Source organism: Vibrio sp. T3Y01, from assembly GCF_013114525.1.
Lineage (GTDB): Bacteria > Pseudomonadota > Gammaproteobacteria > Enterobacterales > Vibrionaceae > Vibrio > Vibrio chagasii_B.
The window spans coordinates 1-18633 of record NZ_VTXJ01000004.1 but is presented as its reverse complement, the minus strand read 5'-3'; the positions used below and the strand labels follow the sequence as shown (position 1 = coordinate 18633).

Here is an 18633-nt window from a genome sequence, read left to right as displayed (position 1 = left end):
CTCCTTACCAAACCTAACGACACAAACTGTGAATCAATACATTAGAAGTCACCGAGCCACGTGTTGCAAGGTCAATCACTCAAAAACGGGGCGAAAGAAGCTGCGCTCATAACTGACAATACAATCAACTTCATCCGCATATTCAAAGGCTCGAATACACTCCGGGTCTTTCAAAGATAAGGTTCGATACTCTTCATAAGCCGCTAAACTATCAAATGAAAACAGTGCCATCGCAATATTGTTCGCGCCTTCAGAGGGTAGAAAATAGCCATTGTGCTGACCGCCAAATTTAGCCACCAAAGGAATCCACATTTTTGCGTAGGTCTCAAACTCCTTAATATTTTTAGGATCAATTACATATCGAACATAACAAGTAATCATATACCACCCTCAAATACTGAATAACACACCAAATTTAGATTAGCCATCAAGAGAATAAGAAATCAATCGCCACAAGGTTGTAGAACAAAAACACAGCCATACTGACACCAATGGTTAGCAGCACGTTGCCTGTTTTCCATATCAGCAAACCTGTCACAAGCGCCCCGATTAAATACGGGTTTTCAAAACTTGGCCAAAATGTCTTCTCTGGAGCAAACACAATCGGCCCCCAGATCGCAGTAAGCACCGCTGGGCTTGAATAGCGTAATAAACGTCGCGCCGTTTGGTTAAGTCGAAGAGGAATAGCAGGTTCAAGAAATAAGTATCGGCTAAAAAATACAATCGCTGTCATGAGGAATATCGTTAACCAGATCATCTCTATTTCCCTTCCATGATTGGCTTTTTGCCGTTATTGCGCTCTTGGAACGATTCGCTGAAAAAGCCCGCTAACATACCAGCGATCGCTGCAATCATTAGCCCACCCTCAATATTGTTAACCGACATGGCAACCGAAGTGACCAGTGAAACCACCACACACACAACAACAGGCAATGTTCGTATTAAGGGAAAAACCAACGCGATAAACGTCGCGGCTACCGCGAAATCGAGACCGATTTCATTGAGTGACGGGATTTGGCTTCCAGCGACAATGCCAACGAAGCTCGCGATATTCCAAACCAGATAAAAACCGCCGCCAACACCCGCGGCATACCAACGATTAAACTCTTGCTGAGACTGCCCACTACAAATCGCAAACAGTTCGTCCGTTAACCAAAAGCCAAGCAATAAGCGCCAACGTGCTGGAAGGTGACTGATTTTGTCGCGCATCGACACACTGTATAAAAAGTGTCTTGAGGTGATGAACAGTGTGGTCAGTAGCATAGTGCCAAGGCCAATGCCCGCTTTGAACATGCCTGCCGCGACCAGCTGCGCGGAGCCAGCAAACAAAATCGCCGACATCGCTTGTGCTTGCAGTTGATTCAATCCAGCATCAATCGCGTATGAACCAGCTAAGATTCCCCACGGAATCACGGCGATACTCAGAGGCATGCCCGCTAAAACGCCCTTCCACAGCTGCGTTCGCCTATCCATCTTTTGATTATCCATATTATTCTTTTCTCTCTTCACATTGGCTATTCAATGTAAAAACGCCTGAGTGGATTCGATTGTACAAACTTGCTCGATTAAGCGACCGTATTTTTCACCAACGCTCAAAGCATCTTAATGTATTGCCCCGGCGTGTAGCCATTGGCCTTTTTAAAGTGTCGGTGAAAATGGCTTTGGTCGTGAAAACCACACTCTTGGGCAGTATCTGAAATGGTATGCCCTTGCTTCAGCAGCTTGCGAGAGAGTCTCAAACGAGACTGGATCTGATAAGCATGAGGAGGAAGACCAAACTCTTTTTGAAATGAACGAACTAAATGAAAGGGACTTAAGGCCGCCAATTTCGATAACTCTTCCAAAGAGACATCAGCCTGCGGAAAATCATCTAAAAACTCTTTAACCAGAACAAGTTGACGCTGAGTTTTACTATCCAACTGAGGTTTAAGGCTCGACTTACCATGCCGGCTAATCAACTTAACCAACATCCCATACATTAAGGTTTCACGGAGCAATCGATTATCCGATTCATCAATCGCGTTAAACACTAGCCTCAGTTGATTGGCGAGTTCAGGATCTTCAACGACTGCCCTAGGGAAATAAGGGGCACCATAATTAGGAAGGTTTAGTTCTTGGGTAATTTTGGCCAGTTGCTCTGGGAGCGGATACATGGCGCGATAAGCCCAACCGCCTTCCGTTGCCGAATGACCGCTATGTACCTCATCAGCATTGACCAGAATAATGGCGTCTTGGGGAGCAATATGATGGCCACCCGTGCGATAGAAACGTTGAGCGCCCTGCTCTATAACCCCAAGCGTGTACCCCTCATGGCTATGACGTGAGAAGTTCTGCTTTTCGTACTCAGCATTAAGGATTTCAATGCCTCCGAGCTCCTCAGCGACTTTATATTCGGCCTTTTCTTTAGAACGTTTCTTGTTCTCCATAACAATTCCCAAGCCTGTTAATTATCGAGCGACTTATCAGTCTACTCTATAGGCTCTTTTAGCTTTTGTACAAAATTGCGCTTTTGGCGGTTAATACATTTTTTGACCTAGGAATTAAACGGATCAATAACGTGCTCTAATTGCGAGCAAGATCTTGCTCTTTAAGCAGTTAGCGAAGAATTGATAAATCAACGACTTAATCATGCTCATAATCCCCGCCAATTATTAGTAACTGTTCAGAGATATGATGAAGAAAGCCTTAGCATTGATCTTTTTCTTGAGCCTTACGGGTTGCACGCATAATCAGTCCAAAGCACTAAGCATGAACTCATCGTCGGTTAATACATACCCACAATCGATGTCGAACCTACAACTGTGCGACACCTTGTATTACGGAAGGCCGAGTAATCAAACACTGGCCGCTATTGGCAGCGAGTTTAACCGCAGAGGTCTATCAAAGCGTTGGTGTGATACAGAAACCAATAAGCTTTATTTAACCAAGACAATTGATTGGGTTGCTGAACAAGTAGACGACAAAGAAGATTCAGAAGAAGAAGCGTCGGCAGTGGTGTTGCCTGCGAATTAAGAGGATTAAAAATTCAACATCGTAAAATGACCAAATTATAATCAGTGAACGAAATTATATATCCAAACTTAAAATACGAAAAAATAAGCATCAACGGCATATAAAACTCATCATGGCAACTCCGTTTTTTCACCACACAGTGTACTTTTGAAATATTTGTTTTACCGTGCACAAAAAAAGATAAAACAACGTGAAATAAGCAACAACACGCTTATTTAGGCGGAATTTTTATAAAATCCTGCTATGTTCACTTAGCTGCCCACATTGTTATTTACTGATATACCAATGGTAATAAGTAACATAAATTCAATAAGATAAAGGATTTACCATGCCTCTTCATAAAAAATCGACTGTCCGTGGTTCACTCTTAGATGATGTTTATTCTTCCAAAGATCTTTCTGTTGTTATGCCCAAGTATCGAATTCCAGAGCAAGAGCATGCACCCGATCATGCTTACCAAGTCGTGCATGATGAATTAATGCTAGATGGTAATTCGCGTCAGAATCTTGCGACATTCTGTCAAACATGGGTCGAAGACGAAGTCCATAAATTAATGGATGAATGCATCGACAAAAACATGATCGATAAAGATGAATACCCACAAACGGCAGAAATCGAATCTCGATGTGTACACATGCTTGCAGATCTTTGGCATGCACCTAACGCTGAGAATCCAATGGGGTGCTCAACAACAGGCTCAAGTGAAGCAGCAATGCTTGGCGGTATGGCGCTTAAATGGGCATGGCGTGAAAAAATGAAGAAGCAAGGCAAGCCAACTGACCGCCCTAACCTTATCTGCGGCCCGGTTCAGGTTTGTTGGCATAAATTTGCCCGTTACTGGGACATTGAACTTCGCGAAATCCCAATGCAAGGCGACCGCCTGATCATGACCCCAGAGGAAGTAATCAAACGTTGTGACGAAAATACGATTGGTGTTGTCCCAACTTTAGGCGTGACCTTCACTTGCCAATATGAGCCAGTACAAGCAGTACATGAAGCGTTAGATAAACTACAAGAAGAAACCGGGCTAGATATTCCGATTCACGTTGATGGTGCGAGTGGTGCCTTTCTTGCCCCATTCTGCGATCCAGATTTAGTGTGGGATTTCCGTTTACCACGAGTAAAGTCGATCAATGCCTCTGGACATAAGTTTGGCCTTTCCCCACTTGGCGTTGGTTGGGTTGTTTGGCGAGATGCCGATGCTCTACATGAAGACTTAATCTTTAACGTCAACTACCTCGGTGGAAACATGCCCACCTTTGCACTCAATTTTTCTCGCCCTGGTGGTCAAATCGTTGCTCAATATTATAACTTCTTGCGTCTTGGTAAAGAGGGCTATCGTAAGATCCATGACGCTTGTTATGACACCGCTCGTTACCTTGCCAAAGAAGTCGAAAAAATGGGTATGTTCCACATCATCTATGATGGACATGGTGGTATCCCTGCACTGAGTTGGTCAATAAAAGATGGCGCAAAACCAGGCTTCAATCTCTACGATCTTTCTGATCGCATTCGATCTCGTGGCTGGCAAATTGCGGCTTATGCGATGCCTGCCGAACGCGAAGATCTAGTGATCATGCGTATTTTGGTTCGACATGGATTTAGCCGAGACATGGCGGATCTTTTGATTTCCGATTTACAACACTGCGTAGACTTCTTTGACAAACACCCTGTCGTCAATGGTAGCGACGCTGACGAGTCGAGTAACTTTAATCACGGTTAATCGCCCCATCTCACTGAAAGCAAGGAACCTTCATGGTTCCTTGCCCTTATATCAACAAGTTAGCAGGTGACATTATGTCCTTTCTATTTAGTTACTTGTCAGAAAATCCGTTTGTATTTCTCTTTCTATCACTCGCAATTGGTTACCCGCTTGGTCGACTCACATTCAAGGGAGTGAGCCTAGGAACAACCGCTGGTACTTTAGTTGTTGGGGTTGCTTTAGCACTGACCTCCTTTTCGGTTTATGGGCTAAAAATTGAAGAGCCGGGTCTGGTCTCAGATATCTTCTTAATGATGTTCATGTACGCGATTGGGATGAAAGTGGGGCCACAATTTTTCTCCGGTCTTGCCAGAGGAGGGATCGACTTCGTCGTCATTGGTTTAATTGTCGTGTTCAGCAATTTTGCGATTGTTGTCATCGGCGCCAAGCTAATGGGCCTTGAGCCCGGCTATGCCGCGGGCATCATTTCTGGCAGTTACACAGTGACCGCCGTAATGGGCGTAGCGCAGTCAGCAATTAGCTCAGGCGCATTTACTCCACCTGAAGGGATGAGCATTGATCATGTTAGTGCCAATATCGCAGCGGGCTACGCGATAAGCTATGTCCTGTCGACCGTCCTCATCATCTTGTTCATTAAGTACCTCCCTTCTCTCTTTGGAATTGACCCCGTCAAAGCTGGTAAAGAGGCAGAGGCGGAATTCTCAACTGGCGATGACAACGAGAAACTCCCAAGCACCTTTGGTTTTTCAGACGTGGGCGTCCTACCGATTGATGTTCGTGCCTATAAAGTCACACACCAAGAGTTAGTTGGCCGTTCAGTGCAAGAGTTGTATCAGAAATTCCCTGATGCGGCCGTGCTTAAAGTGGTTCGAGGTGAGCAAGTCATTGATGCTTCCGATAACCCAACGCTTGAGTTAAATGATGTTATTGGCATTCGCGGAGAATATCGCATCTTGATTGCGGAAGGTGAAGCTGATATCGGAAATGAAGTCGATGATCCACGAGCTAGAAATGTCGACATTGAAGTGGCTGATATTCACGTTGGTAAATCTGAGTATGCGGGGAAAACCATGGCGCAATTGCATGCGGAGATCGGCTTTGGTGTCTACTTCAAAGCAGTTTTCAGACAAGGTCACCAGCAACCTTTACTCCCACAAACTAAGGTCGAAGTGGGCGATGTTGTGCGTATTGCAGGCTCCCAATGGTGCGTAGAGCAAACCGCATCCAAACTCAATAGCGTTCCAATTGTAGAGAGTACGGTCACCGAAACCTTCTACCTCTCCCTTTCTTTGTTGATTGGTTATGTCTTTGGACATTTAAGTGTCACCGTTGCAGGTATCCCTTTTGCCCTAGGCACATCAGCTGGTTGCATGTTAACCGGGATTGTTTTCTCATTCTTACGAACTCGTAACCCGAGCTTTGGCGGCCCCATGAGTGAAGGGGCAAGAAGCTTTCTACAAGACATTGGTCTAAACCTATTTGTCGCGGTATTAGCCGCAACGGTCGGCCCCAAAATATTGGCGTCTTTCCAAGGCATCATTGTCATCAAGATAGCGTTACTGGGTGTGACTGCAGCACTCGTACCACCTCTGCTAGCTTGGTTATACGGATTGTACTTCCGCAAAATGAACCCTGCTATTTTAGCGGGAGCCTGTGCCGGAGGGAGAAACAGTACCCCAGCAATGAAAGGAGCCCAAGATGCAAGCCACAGTGATATGCCAGCTATTGGCTACCCCGTGCCATACGCATTAACTTCAGTTTTAGTCCTGATATTAGGTTACATCGCAATGGTGATCAGTTAGTTAAATTGAGTTTTGATGCATGGTCTATGATTTAAACTTAACCATGGATGTGTGACGACATTTACCTAACACAATAATGAGTAAGGAGAAGTTATGGGGTTTATATCTTGGATTATTCTTGGGTTAATTGCAGGAGCGCTAGCTAAGTGGCTAATGCCGGGCAACGATGGTGGTGGATGGATCGCCACCATGGTTCTAGGTATTGCTGGTGCCTTTGTTGGTGGTTTCTTAGGGAGCTTCATCGGCCTCGGCAGTGCTGACGGCATTAACATCGGTAGTATTATAACCGCAACGCTTGGAGCATTTGTGTTGCTATTTGTCTATAACCGTTTCCTCAAAAACTGATATTTTCGCACCTCTAGTCATAAACAAGATAAAATTAAGCTTCAGATAGCAAAAAGCCGCTCGTTAAGAGCGGCTTTTTTAAGGGGTGGGAACCCAGCCACATCCCGGCACACAAGTCACACGCTGCGGCTGCTTCCTTCCGGACCTGACCGAGTTCACGAGCTATTGTTGCGGGAGGACCAGGCCCCCATAGATTCGTTTTCTAAGAGGCTTACCTCAAAGAGTGATTGGATTATTAAGCATCCCGGCAGCCATTGCAAGCCCTTACCCTTTCTTTTTGAGCAATTGTGGTCTAAGTGCTTATCCTTTATTCAAACCACCAGTAAATCGCAGGTAAATTCACCATTTACCTGCGATTTGAAGTTCTCGTACAACATCATCTAGATTGAGCAGACACTAGATATCGATGTCTTCGTTATCTTCCGTGCGAATGATGTAGTCCGTCATCCATGCCGTTCCTAACAAGCATAGCCAAACGACAAATACAGGACTTGGTACTTCAATGCTCGGTGTAATAACCAGTGCTGCGAAGCCTGCAGTTGGTAGCGTCCAACACAATAACTTGTTCCAGCGGAAGGTTTTCAGCTTGGTCATCGCTTCCATTGACGCCATAATGCCCGTCACACACAAGGCCACAAGCGCTGCATAAGGTAAATCGGCAATCCAAAGGGGCAAGATTAACCCTAATGACCACCAGCTGTGTCGACTCGCGGGCTTAAGATGATTAGCAGCCCACCAAATAACCATAATAGACAAGGTCTGCAAGACCGTAATCCATGGCATGCCATCGAGCTTTCCTGCTGATTGCGTGACCATAATCCCGACTTGCAAAGTAGTCACGATCAAACCCGAAATAATCACTACCGACAAACTACTGCGTCTTGAGAAAACCACCATTAACAGTGGGAACAACACCCACGCGCTAACAGAGAGCGTGATTGGCTGTAGAGGAAGGGTTAAGCCATAAGTTGTCATTGCAGCAAGTAGAGCTAAACCTGCGATACCACCCTGCGGTAAGATCCATAACGCAGGAATCACCATCGCCAGTACTGGGATATCTCCCTCACTTAAACTGATTGCTCTCGCACACACAACGGCTAATAATGTTGTAATTAGAAATTGAAACGTTGAAAAGACCATAGCTCTCTCCTTCTACCGATCCGTGGTATTCATGAACTAGGAACATTTAGTATGGACCAATTTTTAGCCCAAATCTTTGCTGTGATTCACCAAATTCCATATGGAAAAGTAACAACTTATGGAGACATAGCACGTTTCTCAGGTTTTCCGGGCTATGCGCGCCATGTGGGAAAGGCATTGGGTAATCTACCTGAAGGCAGCAAACTCCCTTGGTATCGAGTGATCAACAGCAAAGGCGAAATCTCTTTGAAAGGTGATTCGTTTGATCGCCAAAAGAAGCATTTGTTGGAAGAAGGGATTGAAGTGAGTGACACAGGAAAGGTCAAACTCAGAATATACAAATGGCAGCCCTAAAGCTGCCATCATTCGCCGATTCAACTGGCTAGATTAAGCCAATCAAGATGCCTTAACAGTAGCATCCATTTCTAATTAGCGAACACCGACCAAGCGCAGGTCAGCGTACTGTGTGTTTTCTACATCTGTAATCACAGACTTGATGGTATCTGTTGTGAAACGTAGTTTGCCGTCAACATGGATAGTTGCACGCATGTTGTAACGGTGGTTAGGCTGAATCTTGTTGTCGTCGTAGCTTAACTCGAACGCAAACGGTACTTGCTTACCATCGGTTGTGAACTCTTGAGTCGCGATAACCGTTGATGGAGCATCTGCTAGTGAAATATCTTCTAGCGTTACAGTAACCAATGCACTCTCTGGTAATGCAATTCTTTCGCGGTAGCTAACTGTTCCTGAAATCACTTGAGTATTCTCTGCAACCACTTCCTGAGAAGCGTTCGTTTCTGATGTTGTTTGGCAACCGACTAACAGGCCAAACGATACTAAAGACGTTAGAAGAATTAGAGCCTTTTTCATATTCAATTTCTCTCAACATGTTTGCCGGACTCGGCAAATCTACGGACTAATTATAAGAGAGCTTTCATATTCTGTCTTGAAACCCTATGATTTATTGACAGATATCTGACTAAGCTAAATGATTAACACCATAATCTGACACTCATTTTACGAAGAGGAATGCTGGCGATGAGTCAACCTTTAAAAGAATTACTAAGTTTACTTCAGCTAGAGAAGCTGGAAGAAGGTTTATTCCGTGGGCAAAGTGAAAACCTCGGCCTTCCACAAGTTTATGGCGGTCAGGTCTTAGGGCAAGCACTTTCAGCTGCTCGTTATACCGTTGAAGAGGACCGTAGTGTTCACTCGTTCCACAGTTATTTTCTATTCCCTGGCGACCCTGAAAAGCCGATTATTTACGATGTGGAAAATCTCAGAGATGGACGCAGCTTCAGTACCCGCCGTGTGAAAGCGATTCAAAATGGCCGCCCTATTTTCTACCTGACGGCTTCTTATCATGGTGACGCACCGGGCTTTGAACACCAAAACCCGATGCCTGATATTCCAGGCCCGGAAAACTTTGCCTCTGAAACGGAGCTTGCGAGCCATATTGCGGAGTTCCTCCCAGAAAAGCTGCGCAAGACCTTCTGCGGCGAAAAGCCCATTGAGATGCGCCCCGTAACGGTGGTTAACCCACTAAAACCAAAGAAAGCGGATGCGAAACAGTACCTTTGGGTAAGAGCAAATGGCGCGATGCCAGACAACCACTTAATTCACCAATACCTGCTTGCTTACGCATCAGATTGGGGGTTCTTAGTCACGGCACTTCATCCTCATGAAGTTTCTATCATGACGCCAAACTTCCAAGTGGCGACGATTGACCACTCGATCTGGTTCCACCGCCCATTCAAAATGGATGAATGGTTACTTTACGCGATTGAAAGCCCAACGGCGGCGAACACTCGCGGCCTAGTGCGCGGTGAGATTTATAACCAGAAAGGTGACCTAGTCGCGACAGCAGTTCAAGAAGGTGTGATGCGCTTTACTAAGTAGCGAAGAATTATTTCTAAGTTGCGTAAACAAGCTAGATCCAAACAAAAAGAGGCTAGTGTCATACCTAGCCTCTTCTCTTTCTCATCACCATATCAACTCAGTAACCAAAGGAACTAAACGCTAGTTTCCCTGCTCTACTGGCTCAAACTCACCTTGTACTCGTGTTTTAATGCCGTCTCCCGCATCTCTCAGCAGATTAAATGGCGATAACACCACTCCTTTTACTGCACCTTCAGCTGCGCCCTGAGCCAACTCCTTACTCTTATCGGCTAACAAATTAGCCTGCGCTAAAATGCCAGGAACTTCAGCTCTGAGCATTTCAGATTCGGCAATCACCACAGGTATCGTTTGTTCGCGGTAAGACTTACTTTCAGCCAGCATTGGTGGCATCACATCAACACGGTAGCGCTTGAGTTCGGTCAGCGTTGGCGGAATCACATCGGTTCTCACCTGCTCGACTTCAACGCGAACATTTTTCACTTCGTCTAATATAGCTGGAATTTTACTGTCGACTGATGCGACCGTTTTGTTCACCTTCTCTACCGTCTTTCTTACATCTTCAACGGTATTTAGCATCTGTGGCGCCAACTCGTCGACGTGCTCCGCCAGTATCAGAAACTCTTCAACTTTTAGCTCTTTAGTGAGCACAGAAAGGTCCTCAATAACCTGAGGATAGGTATCGACAATTTCACCGACTTTATTGGTGAATGAATAGATAGTGTAGCCAAGGTAAAAAATAGCGATAGCTAACACGAGCTGAATAGCAGTAGAAACTTTTGCAAGCATGAATAATCCTTTTCTTCATCGCAGAGGCGATATCTAAACTCGAAACACAATTTTGAACAAGGTTATAGCGGTAGCGCGGTGGTGTACTTTAATGGTTCCATCGCAAACGTAGAAGTAACGTTTGATATACCATCGACACTGTTAACCAAGCGCTTATAGAACTCATCAAAGCACTTCATGTCTTTAACCTGCACCTTCATCATATAATCGTACTCGCCAGCCATACGATAGAATTCCATGACTTCTGGGAATTCCGACACAGTATTCACAAAACGACCATACCACTCATGAGAGTGATCGCTGGTCTTCACCAATACGAATGCGGTAAAAGAAAGATCTAACTTTTCTGGGTTCAGCAGCGCCACTCTTTTTTCAATGATGCCATTCTCTTCCAGACGCTTTAAGCGTTTCCAGCAAGGCGTTGTGGTGAGGTTGACGGCTTCAGAAATATCGTTCAATGACAGGGTGCTGTCTTCTTGTAATAACGCTAATATTTTTTTATCTACGGCATCTATCACACTTTCACCAAATCGCTTTTAAATAGAATAATTTTCTACATTTTAGTCAAAATAAAGCAAATATGGCAAAGTTTTTCTCTCCAGATCTAGCTAAATTAAAACCATACCAATTACAAAAAATTCCTACACTCGATCAGGAGAACGCTTATGTGCACTGACCATCAATGGATTAACAACGCGATTCGTAAAATTGAAGCGGACTACCAACGCTCTGCGGATACGCACCTTATCAAACTAGACCTTCCAAGCATTGAAGGCATTGATATCTACCTTAAAGATGAAAGTACACACCCAACAGGCTCTTTGAAGCACCGTTTGGCGCGTTCTCTGTTCTTATACGCTATCTGTAATGGTTGGGTTGGCCCAGAAACCACGATCATTGAATCGTCGTCTGGCAGCACGGCAGTATCTGAAGCTTACTTCGCTCGCCTACTTGGTCTTCCGTTTATCGCGGTAATGCCAAAATGCACGGCGAAGAAAAAGATCGAACAGATTGAATTCTACGGCGGCCAAGCACACCTAGTTGACCGCTCTGACCAAATCTATGATGAGTCTCGTCGTTTAGCAGCGGAACTCAATGGCCATTACATGGACCAATTTACTTACGCTGAGCGCGCAACCGACTGGCGTGGTAACAACAACATCGCAAACTCGATTTTCAATCAAATGCAGATGGAAGATCATCCGGTTCCAACTTGGGTTGTAATGAGCCCTGGTACTGGTGGTACTTCAGCAACGATTGGCCGTTTCATTCGTTACCAACAGCATGAAACTAAGCTTTGTGTCGTTGACCCTGAAAACTCAGTTTTCCACGAGTATTACAAGACAGGCAATACAGAAGTAAAAGGCAGCACATTCAGCAAAATTGAAGGTATTGGTCGCCCTCGTGCAGAACCAAGCTTCATTCCAGGTGTGGTTGACGAAATGCGTAAGATCCCAGACGCAGCAAGCATCGCAACGACACATTGGTTGTCTGACATTCTAGGCCGTAAGGTTGGCGCATCTACGGGTACCAACATGTACGGTGTGCTTCAACTGGCTAGCGAGATGAAAGCGCGTGGAGAGAAAGGCTCTATCGTTACTCTACTTTGTGATAGCGGCGAGCGTTACCTAGACACTTACTTCAATGACGAGTGGGTAAACAACAACATTGGTGACCTTCAGCCTTACGCTGCAAAATTAGAAGCTTTCTCTCAAACGGGTGAATTAGCTTAAGCACCAAGCAAAGCACAAGCGTCCAAAATAAAAAGAGCCCTTGATGGGCTCTTTTTATATGTCTTTAGCTAGCGATAAGCCAAGGCTATTCTGGCTTCTGCTTCGCTTCAAAAGCAGCCAGTTGCTCTGGTGTTGCTTTTGGTTGGTGGTTTTGTTTCCACTCGTCGTAAGTCATGCCATAAACACGCTCACGAGCATCATCAATATCAAGGTCTAAACCTTGTTGTTCAGCTTCGGCTTTGTACCACTTACTGAAGCAGTTACGACAGAAGCCAGCCAAGATCATCAGATCAATATTCTGAACATCTTTGTTGTTGTCTAAGTGTGCTAATAGGCGACGAAAGGTTGCTGCATCCAGCTTGTCTTGTTCTTCTTGAGAAAGATCTTTGTATTTAAATTCAGCCACTTTGGTGTCCCTTAATAATTTTCATTTTTTAATGTATTGAGCAGATATTGTTATACAAAAAAAGCCCGCACTGCGCTAGGAGCAAACGCAGGCTTTTCAAAACATTCATAGATAAACCGGAATTCCCATGAAACGATTACTAAACGTATTTATCCTTTTAGTTTCTCTTATTATAAGCGCTACAGCTTTTGCATCTCCATCAGAGGGAAAACAATACACGCTTTTGGAAAAGCCTTATTCAACCGAGTATCAAGTAGAAAAATTCTTTTCATTGACCTGGATGCCTTGTTGGCAGATGACAGAGTTACTCAAAGATAAAGAAGGCTCTGGTGAACTGAAATTGCATCGTACTCACGTGATTTTTAACGACTCGACCTTACAAGCTGCAGGTATTTACTACACCGTGTTGGCTCAAAAGCCTGATCTGTCTCATGAACTTTTGAGTGAGTTATTCTCGCTGGTTCAAACTAAAAACCCGCTGCAAGAAACGGATATCGATGCCTTTTTCAAAGAACACAACCTTTTGAAGCAAAAAGACATGACTCAAGATCAACAACAGCAATGGGCTAAGTTCATGGAAGATGCTGTTACTAAGACCGAGCAAGCATCGATTAGCAGCATTCCGAGCTTTATTATTAATGGACACTATATGGTGAAACTAAGAGGCCACCGCTCTATGGAAGAACTGCTGGAAACCATTCAATACCTGAGCGAGCAATAGAGTCTCACTCTTTTCTGGCACCATTCGGAAAACCAAATAAAAAAGCCCGACAACAAGTAAGTTGTCGGGCTTTCATCAATTACTTATCTATACCACTAAATTAACCGTGGCTAGTTCTACCTATGTTGTCATGGCTTAGCTCTTTGTTGAGCACCGCTTCGACGTGACCCGGAGAGCGTGTTGAGCCAGAAATCAATCGATACATCGCAGGAATTACAAACAGAGTTACCAAAGTCGCGAAGCCCATGCCGAAGAAGATAACCGTACCCACTGCCACTCGGCTTTCATAGCCTGCGCCCGTTGAAGTAATCAATGGGATAGCACCTGCTAGTGTGGTAAACGCCGTCATCATGATTGGACGTAAACGTCGAGCTGAAGCATCAATGATCGCCTTTTCAAACTCAATACCGCGGTCGCGCAGTTGGTTGGCAAACTCAACGATCAAGATACCGTTTTTGGTTACCATGCCGATCAACATGATCATACCAATCTGGCTATATACATTGAGCCCTTGACTCATCAACACCAAGCCTAAGAAGCCACCGAAGATACCCATAGGTACAGTGAACATCACGACTAACGGGTTAATGAAGCTCTCGAACTGCGCCGCCAGAACCAAGTACGCCACCAACATCGCTAATGCAAACACCACCAAGATGCTCGATTGGTTCTCTTTGAAGTCTTTAGACTCACCAGAGTAGCTCACTGAGATATCACCCGGTAATTGTTCAATCGCTTGCTGATCAAGGAAATCTAACGCGTCACCCAGCGTGTAACCTTCCATAAGGTTGGCTTTAATCGTTACCGATTTCTGTTTGTTGTAGTGTGATAAGCGGATCGACGATGCCACTTCTTCAATATGCGTTAGCGTATCTAATGTCACCAACTCACCAGATTGAGTTCGCATGTAGATTTGGCTTAGGTCGTTCGCGTTGTTAAAGCTGTTTTCGTCACCACGAAGGTAAACGTCGTACTCCTCACCGCGCTCAACGAAGGTCGTTTCACTGCGACCGCCCAGCATGATTTCCAAGGTATCTGAGATATCAGAAACACTCACACCTAGCTCTGCAGCACGCTGCTTGTCTACAGTAACCAATAGCTCTGGCGTTTTCTCAGAGTAATCGATATCCGCACCTTCCATCATTGGTGAGTCTTCAGCCGCTTGCTTAAGAATTTCACCCCACTTCTGCAGTTCTGAGTAATCCGAACCACCTAGAACGAATTGTACAGGCTCGCTCGATCCGCCTTTAAAGCCAGGCATAAACGGGAATACACGAACATCGGGAATACCATTCAAAGATTTACGAACTTCGTTCAACGCCTCTTGCGCTGTAACGTCACGTTCATTCCAATCTTCTAGGATCATGATGACGAAACCTGTTTGGTCGCCGGCATTACCGCCGAATGCTGGTGATTGAATACTGAATGACTTCAAGAAGCCTTGACCAAGCAATGGCATTAGACGTTCTTCAACAATGTCCATGTTGGCAGACATGCGGTTGTAACTGGTTGCATCTGCGCCACGAACAAACGCAAAGATAACACCACGGTCTTCTTGCGGAGTAAGCTGCGCTGGCACTTGTTGCATCAAACCATAGCTACCACCCAAACATGCGATAATGATGATTGGAGCAGCCCAACGCCAATTTAACGCGCGGCGTAATACCGAGCGGTATCCAGACTCTAATTTACCAAATACACGTTCAACAAACAGATTAAAGCGGTTTGGTTTCACGTTCGCTTTTAGGATCTTACTGCCTAGCACTGGCGTTAGCGTCAATGCAACTAGCGACGAGAAGATCACCGACATAGCAAGCAATACCGAGAACTCGGTAAACAGCAGACCTACCATGCCGTCCATGAACGAGATTGGTAGGAATACCATTACCAATACAAGCGTTGTTGCGATTACCGCGAAGCCTACTTCACGAGTACCTTTATAGGCAGCAAGCAGCGGTGACTCACCACGTTCAATATGGTGGAAAATGTTCTCAACCACCACGATCGCATCATCGACCACCAAACCAATCGACAAGATAAGTGCCATCAAGGTAATCAGGTTGATAGAGAAACCGAAGTAGTACGCGGCAATAAACGACGAGATCAGAGATACAGGTACGGTTACCGCTGGAATAAGTGTTGCACGTGCTTGACCAATAAAGATGTAAAGCACAAGGATAACCAAGCCGCCCGTGATAAAGAGCGTGCTGTAAACCTCTGAGATAGAACGATCGATGAAGACTGTTGAGTCATAGTCGACAGCCAAACGAGTGCCATCTGGCAAGAACTTTTGAATTGCTTCGACTTCTTTATGTACTAGGTCAGCTACTTCAAGCGGGTTTGCATCTGATTGAGGCACAATACCCATACTGACGTTAACAACACCGTCACTCTTAAAGGTCGAGTTTTCGTTCTCTGCGCCAATGTAAACATCAGCGACATCTTTAAGGTAAATAGGCGTGTTGTCAGAAGCGCGTTTAACGACTAGGTATTCAAAATCTTCCGCTTCAGTGTAAGAACGAGCGGTACGAACCGACATCACAATCGCATCGTTACGTACTTCACCACCTGGGCTTTCGATATTCTCATTGTTTAACGCAGAAGTGATGTCAGATGTGGTAACACCACGACCTGCCATTTGCGCAGGTTTCAGCTTGACGTACATTACTTTGTACAAGCCACCTGAGATATCCACCGAGCTCACACCAGAAATCAAACTAAAGCGGTCGATCAACACACGTTCGGTGTAATCGGTTAGCTGCGTTCGGTCCATCTCAGTAGAACTTAGGTTAATGTAAACCGAAGCCTCACCACTACCATTGTTCTTATAAACAATTGGGTCGTCAGCTTCGTCAGGCAACGAGCGCTGCGCACGAGCAACGGCGTCACGAACGTCACTCACACCAGTATTCAGGTCATAACCCAATTCAAAGGTAATCGTAATACGCGACATACCGTTACGAGTGGTGGATTCGATCTCATCAATACCACTGATACCGGATAATTGGTCTTCAAGATTGGAGGTTATTTGGCTCTCTATGATGGTAGCCGAAGCACCCTCATAACGAGTACTGATCGATACTACTGGGCTTTCAATATCTGGCATCTCACGAACAGCAAGCTTACTGAACGAAACGATACCAAACACAACCAACAGCAAACTCAATACGACAGCGGCTACTGGTCTCTTTACTGAAACGTCAGATAACAACATTAGTTAGCGCCTTCTTGTATTGCTTTCTCGGTTGCTGACTCAGCAGGGCGGTTCACGGTCAGTTCTTGAACTTGAACACCATCACGCATGTTCACGATGCCCTGCACCACTATTTTCTGACCAATTTCGATACCCTTTTCAATCACAACTTCGTTGTCGATACGAGCACCAAGGAAGACTTCAGTTCGCGTCGCTTTGTTATCTTCACCAACCACATAAACAAAACGTTTAGTACCTGAGTACTCTAGAGCTTGAACTGGAATAATTGGTGCTTCAATTGGTGGGAAGTCCATCGCTGCCGACACCAGCATGCCCGGCTTTAGGTAATCATTGTTGTTATCGAAATTAATTCGAACTCGAAGGTTTAATGTCTCTGCGTTGATACGAGAATCAATGCCAACCACTGAACCTGTAAATTCGGTATCTCCCCATGCACTGGTACGAGCCGTCACTTTCATGCCTTTTGATAGCATAGAAAGATAACGTTCAGGGATCTGAAGGTCTAATTGCATGACTGAAAGGTCATCTAGAGTCACCAGCTCAGTACCCGCTGTCACCATTTTGCCGCGGCTAAAATCGATAAAGCCGACTGTGCCTGAGAATGGCGCACTAATGTGAAGATCTTTTAGGTTGGCATTTGCTGCTGCTAAACGAGCATTGGCGATCTCTACATTGGTTTTCTGAGCGTCAATTTCGGTTTGCGTGATCGCGTTACGTTTCACCAAGCGTTGAAATTCCGCTAGTTTACGTTGCTCATCTTTTAGATACGATTGAGCTTCTGCAACTGCAGCTTTTGCCTTATCGTCATCCAACTGAACCAACATCTGGCCTTTAGTCACATCTTGATTAGCTTTAATGTTGATAGAGTCAACGCGTCCAGCCACCTCAGAAGTGATCATCACCGATTGCTCAGCTTCTAGCTTTCCAACGAGAGAAAGAGATTGGCTAACTTGGTGAATATCAACCTGCTCAGTAACAACAGTGACAGAGCTAGGGCCCATACGCTTAGCAAGTACGGCTGGAGACGCCATAAGAATAGACAAGCTCAGCAGGGTTAAAACAGATTTATTTTTCATAATTATGGTCTGCAAGTAAGTTTTATAGCAATCACAGTGAGTAAGTGGTCAGAAATAGCGTAGGAAAATGGCTTGAGAACAAGGCTGCTCTTTTCAACAGGATAGCTTTGATAAGTAGTTATCCTACAATCAAAAATCCTAACGCAGCTGTCGAGCATTTTAATAAGCTAGAACGACAAGTTACTTACTACGATTGGTATTATTCTCTATAAATGAAATTAACCGTATTCTATCAACTGATGAATGCTGTAACGTCAAGAAGTGTAAATCTAGATTAAATTCCATTTACGTTTCATCACGCTTTAGACACATTGAACACAATACAGAAAGCCAATTACCTCAAGGTGTTACCTATCACTACATAAACCTTAGTACAGATGTTCACTTCACGAGCAATATGCATACTTTTCGCCATCTTTGCCCAAAAAGGCAGCATTTAACACAAAACCATAAGAAAAACCCTTTACAGGTTTAACGTGTTTGCTATGATGCGCTCCGCACTTGAGAGATGCGTTGGGAAAAACATCTCTTTAGCCTATCCATTATGAGTTAGGAAAAACACCCTGGAGGGGTTCCCGAGTGGCCAAAGGGAGCAGACTGTAAATCTGCCGGCACTGCCTTCGATGGTTCGAATCCGTCTCCCTCCACCATATTTCTTCTTATCTCTACCTAAGAGTTAAGAGAACAACCTGATTGATGGGCTTATGGGAAAACATCAATTTAGGCTTACTTTGTGAAAAGTAAGACACACCCTGGAGGGGTTCCCGAGTGGCCAA

General features: G+C 44.8%; 19 protein-coding genes, 1 tRNA gene and 1 other RNA gene. 9 read left to right on the top strand and 12 right to left on the bottom strand.

The window, feature by feature from the left end:
- Window positions 1-75 precede the first annotated feature (75 nt).
- The 4 genes from F0232_RS05600 to F0232_RS05585 all read right to left on the bottom strand — a co-directional run bounded on the left by F0232_RS05600 (window position 76) and on the right by F0232_RS05585 (window position 2426).
- On the bottom strand, window positions 76-381 hold the full coding sequence (locus F0232_RS05600) for an NIPSNAP family protein (protein ID WP_061031876.1): 306 nt from the start codon (window positions 379-381) through the stop codon (window positions 76-78).
- Window positions 382-427: 46 nt separating this feature from the next.
- Window positions 428-757 (bottom strand): AzlD domain-containing protein, encoded by a 330-nt coding sequence (locus F0232_RS05595; RefSeq protein WP_061031877.1) that lies wholly within the window; start codon window positions 755-757, stop codon window positions 428-430.
- A 2-nt stretch (window positions 758-759) separates the two neighbouring features.
- Window positions 760-1488, bottom strand: a complete 729-nt coding sequence (locus tag F0232_RS05590; RefSeq protein ID WP_061031878.1) for an AzlC family ABC transporter permease — start codon at window positions 1486-1488, stop codon at window positions 760-762.
- Between the two features lie 104 nt (window positions 1489-1592).
- Window positions 1593-2426 carry an AraC family transcriptional regulator gene (locus F0232_RS05585; RefSeq protein WP_004739967.1) on the bottom strand — a complete coding sequence of 278 codons (834 nt, stop codon included), beginning with the start codon at window positions 2424-2426 and terminating at the stop codon, window positions 1593-1595.
- A 247-nt stretch (window positions 2427-2673) separates the two neighbouring features.
- On the opposite strand from F0232_RS05585, the gene F0232_RS05580 reads away from it, so the two are divergent.
- The 4 genes from F0232_RS05580 to F0232_RS05565 all read left to right on the top strand — a co-directional run bounded on the left by F0232_RS05580 (window position 2674) and on the right by F0232_RS05565 (window position 6882).
- Window positions 2674-3012 (top strand): hypothetical protein, encoded by a 339-nt coding sequence (locus F0232_RS05580; protein ID WP_017065233.1) that lies wholly within the window; start codon window positions 2674-2676, stop codon window positions 3010-3012.
- A 328-nt stretch (window positions 3013-3340) separates the two neighbouring features.
- Window positions 3341-4735, top strand: a complete 1395-nt coding sequence (locus tag F0232_RS05575; protein ID WP_061031879.1) for a glutamate decarboxylase — start codon at window positions 3341-3343, stop codon at window positions 4733-4735.
- Window positions 4736-4809: 74 nt separating this feature from the next.
- Complete coding sequence (locus F0232_RS05570; protein ID WP_061031917.1) at window positions 4810-6537, top strand: aspartate:alanine exchanger family transporter; 1728 nt, start codon at window positions 4810-4812, stop codon at window positions 6535-6537.
- Window positions 6538-6630: 93 nt separating this feature from the next.
- The gene (locus F0232_RS05565) at window positions 6631-6882 is read left to right on the top strand and encodes a GlsB/YeaQ/YmgE family stress response membrane protein (protein WP_017105442.1); all 252 of its coding nucleotides are present in this window, start codon (window positions 6631-6633) and stop codon (window positions 6880-6882) included.
- An 88-nt stretch (window positions 6883-6970) separates the two neighbouring features.
- On the opposite strand, the gene ffs is transcribed toward F0232_RS05565, so the two are convergent.
- Together ffs and F0232_RS05555 are read right to left on the bottom strand one after the other, a co-directional pair.
- An RNA gene (gene ffs, locus F0232_RS05560) (signal recognition particle sRNA small type) lies at window positions 6971-7067 on the bottom strand.
- Window positions 7068-7278: 211 nt separating this feature from the next.
- Entirely contained in the window at window positions 7279-8022 is a 744-nt protein-coding gene (locus F0232_RS05555; protein WP_105059196.1) for a hypothetical protein, read from the bottom strand.
- A gap of 51 nt (window positions 8023-8073) precedes the next feature.
- Here F0232_RS05555 and F0232_RS05550 point away from each other — a divergent pair, with 51 nt between their 5' ends.
- The gene (locus tag F0232_RS05550) at window positions 8074-8376 is read left to right on the top strand and encodes an MGMT family protein (RefSeq protein WP_061031881.1); all 303 of its coding nucleotides are present in this window, start codon (window positions 8074-8076) and stop codon (window positions 8374-8376) included.
- 75 nt (window positions 8377-8451) lie between these two features.
- Here the strand turns inward: F0232_RS05550 and F0232_RS05545 are convergent, their stop codons facing one another.
- Window positions 8452-8892, bottom strand: coding sequence for a YbaY family lipoprotein (locus tag F0232_RS05545; RefSeq protein ID WP_061031882.1), 441 nt, complete (start codon window positions 8890-8892; stop codon window positions 8452-8454).
- 168 nt (window positions 8893-9060) lie between these two features.
- Here F0232_RS05545 and tesB point away from each other — a divergent pair, with 168 nt between their 5' ends.
- Window positions 9061-9921, top strand: coding sequence for an acyl-CoA thioesterase II (gene tesB, locus F0232_RS05540; RefSeq protein ID WP_061031918.1), 861 nt, complete (start codon window positions 9061-9063; stop codon window positions 9919-9921).
- Window positions 9922-10041: 120 nt separating this feature from the next.
- On the opposite strand, the gene F0232_RS05535 is transcribed toward tesB, so the two are convergent.
- Window positions 10042-10707 (bottom strand): hypothetical protein, encoded by a 666-nt coding sequence (locus F0232_RS05535; RefSeq protein WP_061031883.1) that lies wholly within the window; start codon window positions 10705-10707, stop codon window positions 10042-10044.
- Between the two features lie 62 nt (window positions 10708-10769).
- Window positions 10770-11225, bottom strand: a complete 456-nt coding sequence (locus F0232_RS05530; RefSeq protein ID WP_004739953.1) for an Lrp/AsnC family transcriptional regulator — start codon at window positions 11223-11225, stop codon at window positions 10770-10772.
- A 147-nt stretch (window positions 11226-11372) separates the two neighbouring features.
- On the opposite strand from F0232_RS05530, the gene F0232_RS05525 reads away from it, so the two are divergent.
- A complete protein-coding gene (locus F0232_RS05525; RefSeq protein ID WP_061031884.1) occupies window positions 11373-12440 on the top strand; it encodes a PLP-dependent cysteine synthase family protein in 1068 nt (355 codons plus the stop codon).
- 85 nt (window positions 12441-12525) lie between these two features.
- On the opposite strand, the gene F0232_RS05520 is transcribed toward F0232_RS05525, so the two are convergent.
- The gene (locus F0232_RS05520; protein WP_004736423.1) at window positions 12526-12846 is read right to left on the bottom strand and encodes a DUF1244 domain-containing protein; all 321 of its coding nucleotides are present in this window, start codon (window positions 12844-12846) and stop codon (window positions 12526-12528) included.
- Window positions 12847-12973: 127 nt separating this feature from the next.
- Here F0232_RS05520 and F0232_RS05515 point away from each other — a divergent pair, with 127 nt between their 5' ends.
- Window positions 12974-13567, top strand: coding sequence for a thioredoxin domain-containing protein (locus F0232_RS05515; protein ID WP_105059195.1), 594 nt, complete (start codon window positions 12974-12976; stop codon window positions 13565-13567).
- 100 nt (window positions 13568-13667) lie between these two features.
- On the opposite strand, the gene vexH is transcribed toward F0232_RS05515, so the two are convergent.
- Together vexH and F0232_RS05505 are read right to left on the bottom strand one after the other, a co-directional pair.
- The gene (gene vexH, locus F0232_RS05510) at window positions 13668-16781 is read right to left on the bottom strand and encodes a vibriobactin export RND transporter permease subunit VexH (protein ID WP_061031886.1); all 3114 of its coding nucleotides are present in this window, start codon (window positions 16779-16781) and stop codon (window positions 13668-13670) included.
- The gene (locus F0232_RS05505; RefSeq protein ID WP_105059194.1) at window positions 16781-17857 is read right to left on the bottom strand and encodes an efflux RND transporter periplasmic adaptor subunit; all 1077 of its coding nucleotides are present in this window, start codon (window positions 17855-17857) and stop codon (window positions 16781-16783) included. Before F0232_RS05505 ends, vexH begins: the two co-directional genes overlap by 1 nt.
- A 565-nt stretch (window positions 17858-18422) precedes the next feature.
- Between F0232_RS05505 and F0232_RS05500 the strand changes: the two genes are divergently transcribed.
- Window positions 18423-18507, top strand: a tRNA-Tyr gene (locus F0232_RS05500).
- Window positions 18508-18633 lie beyond the last annotated feature (126 nt).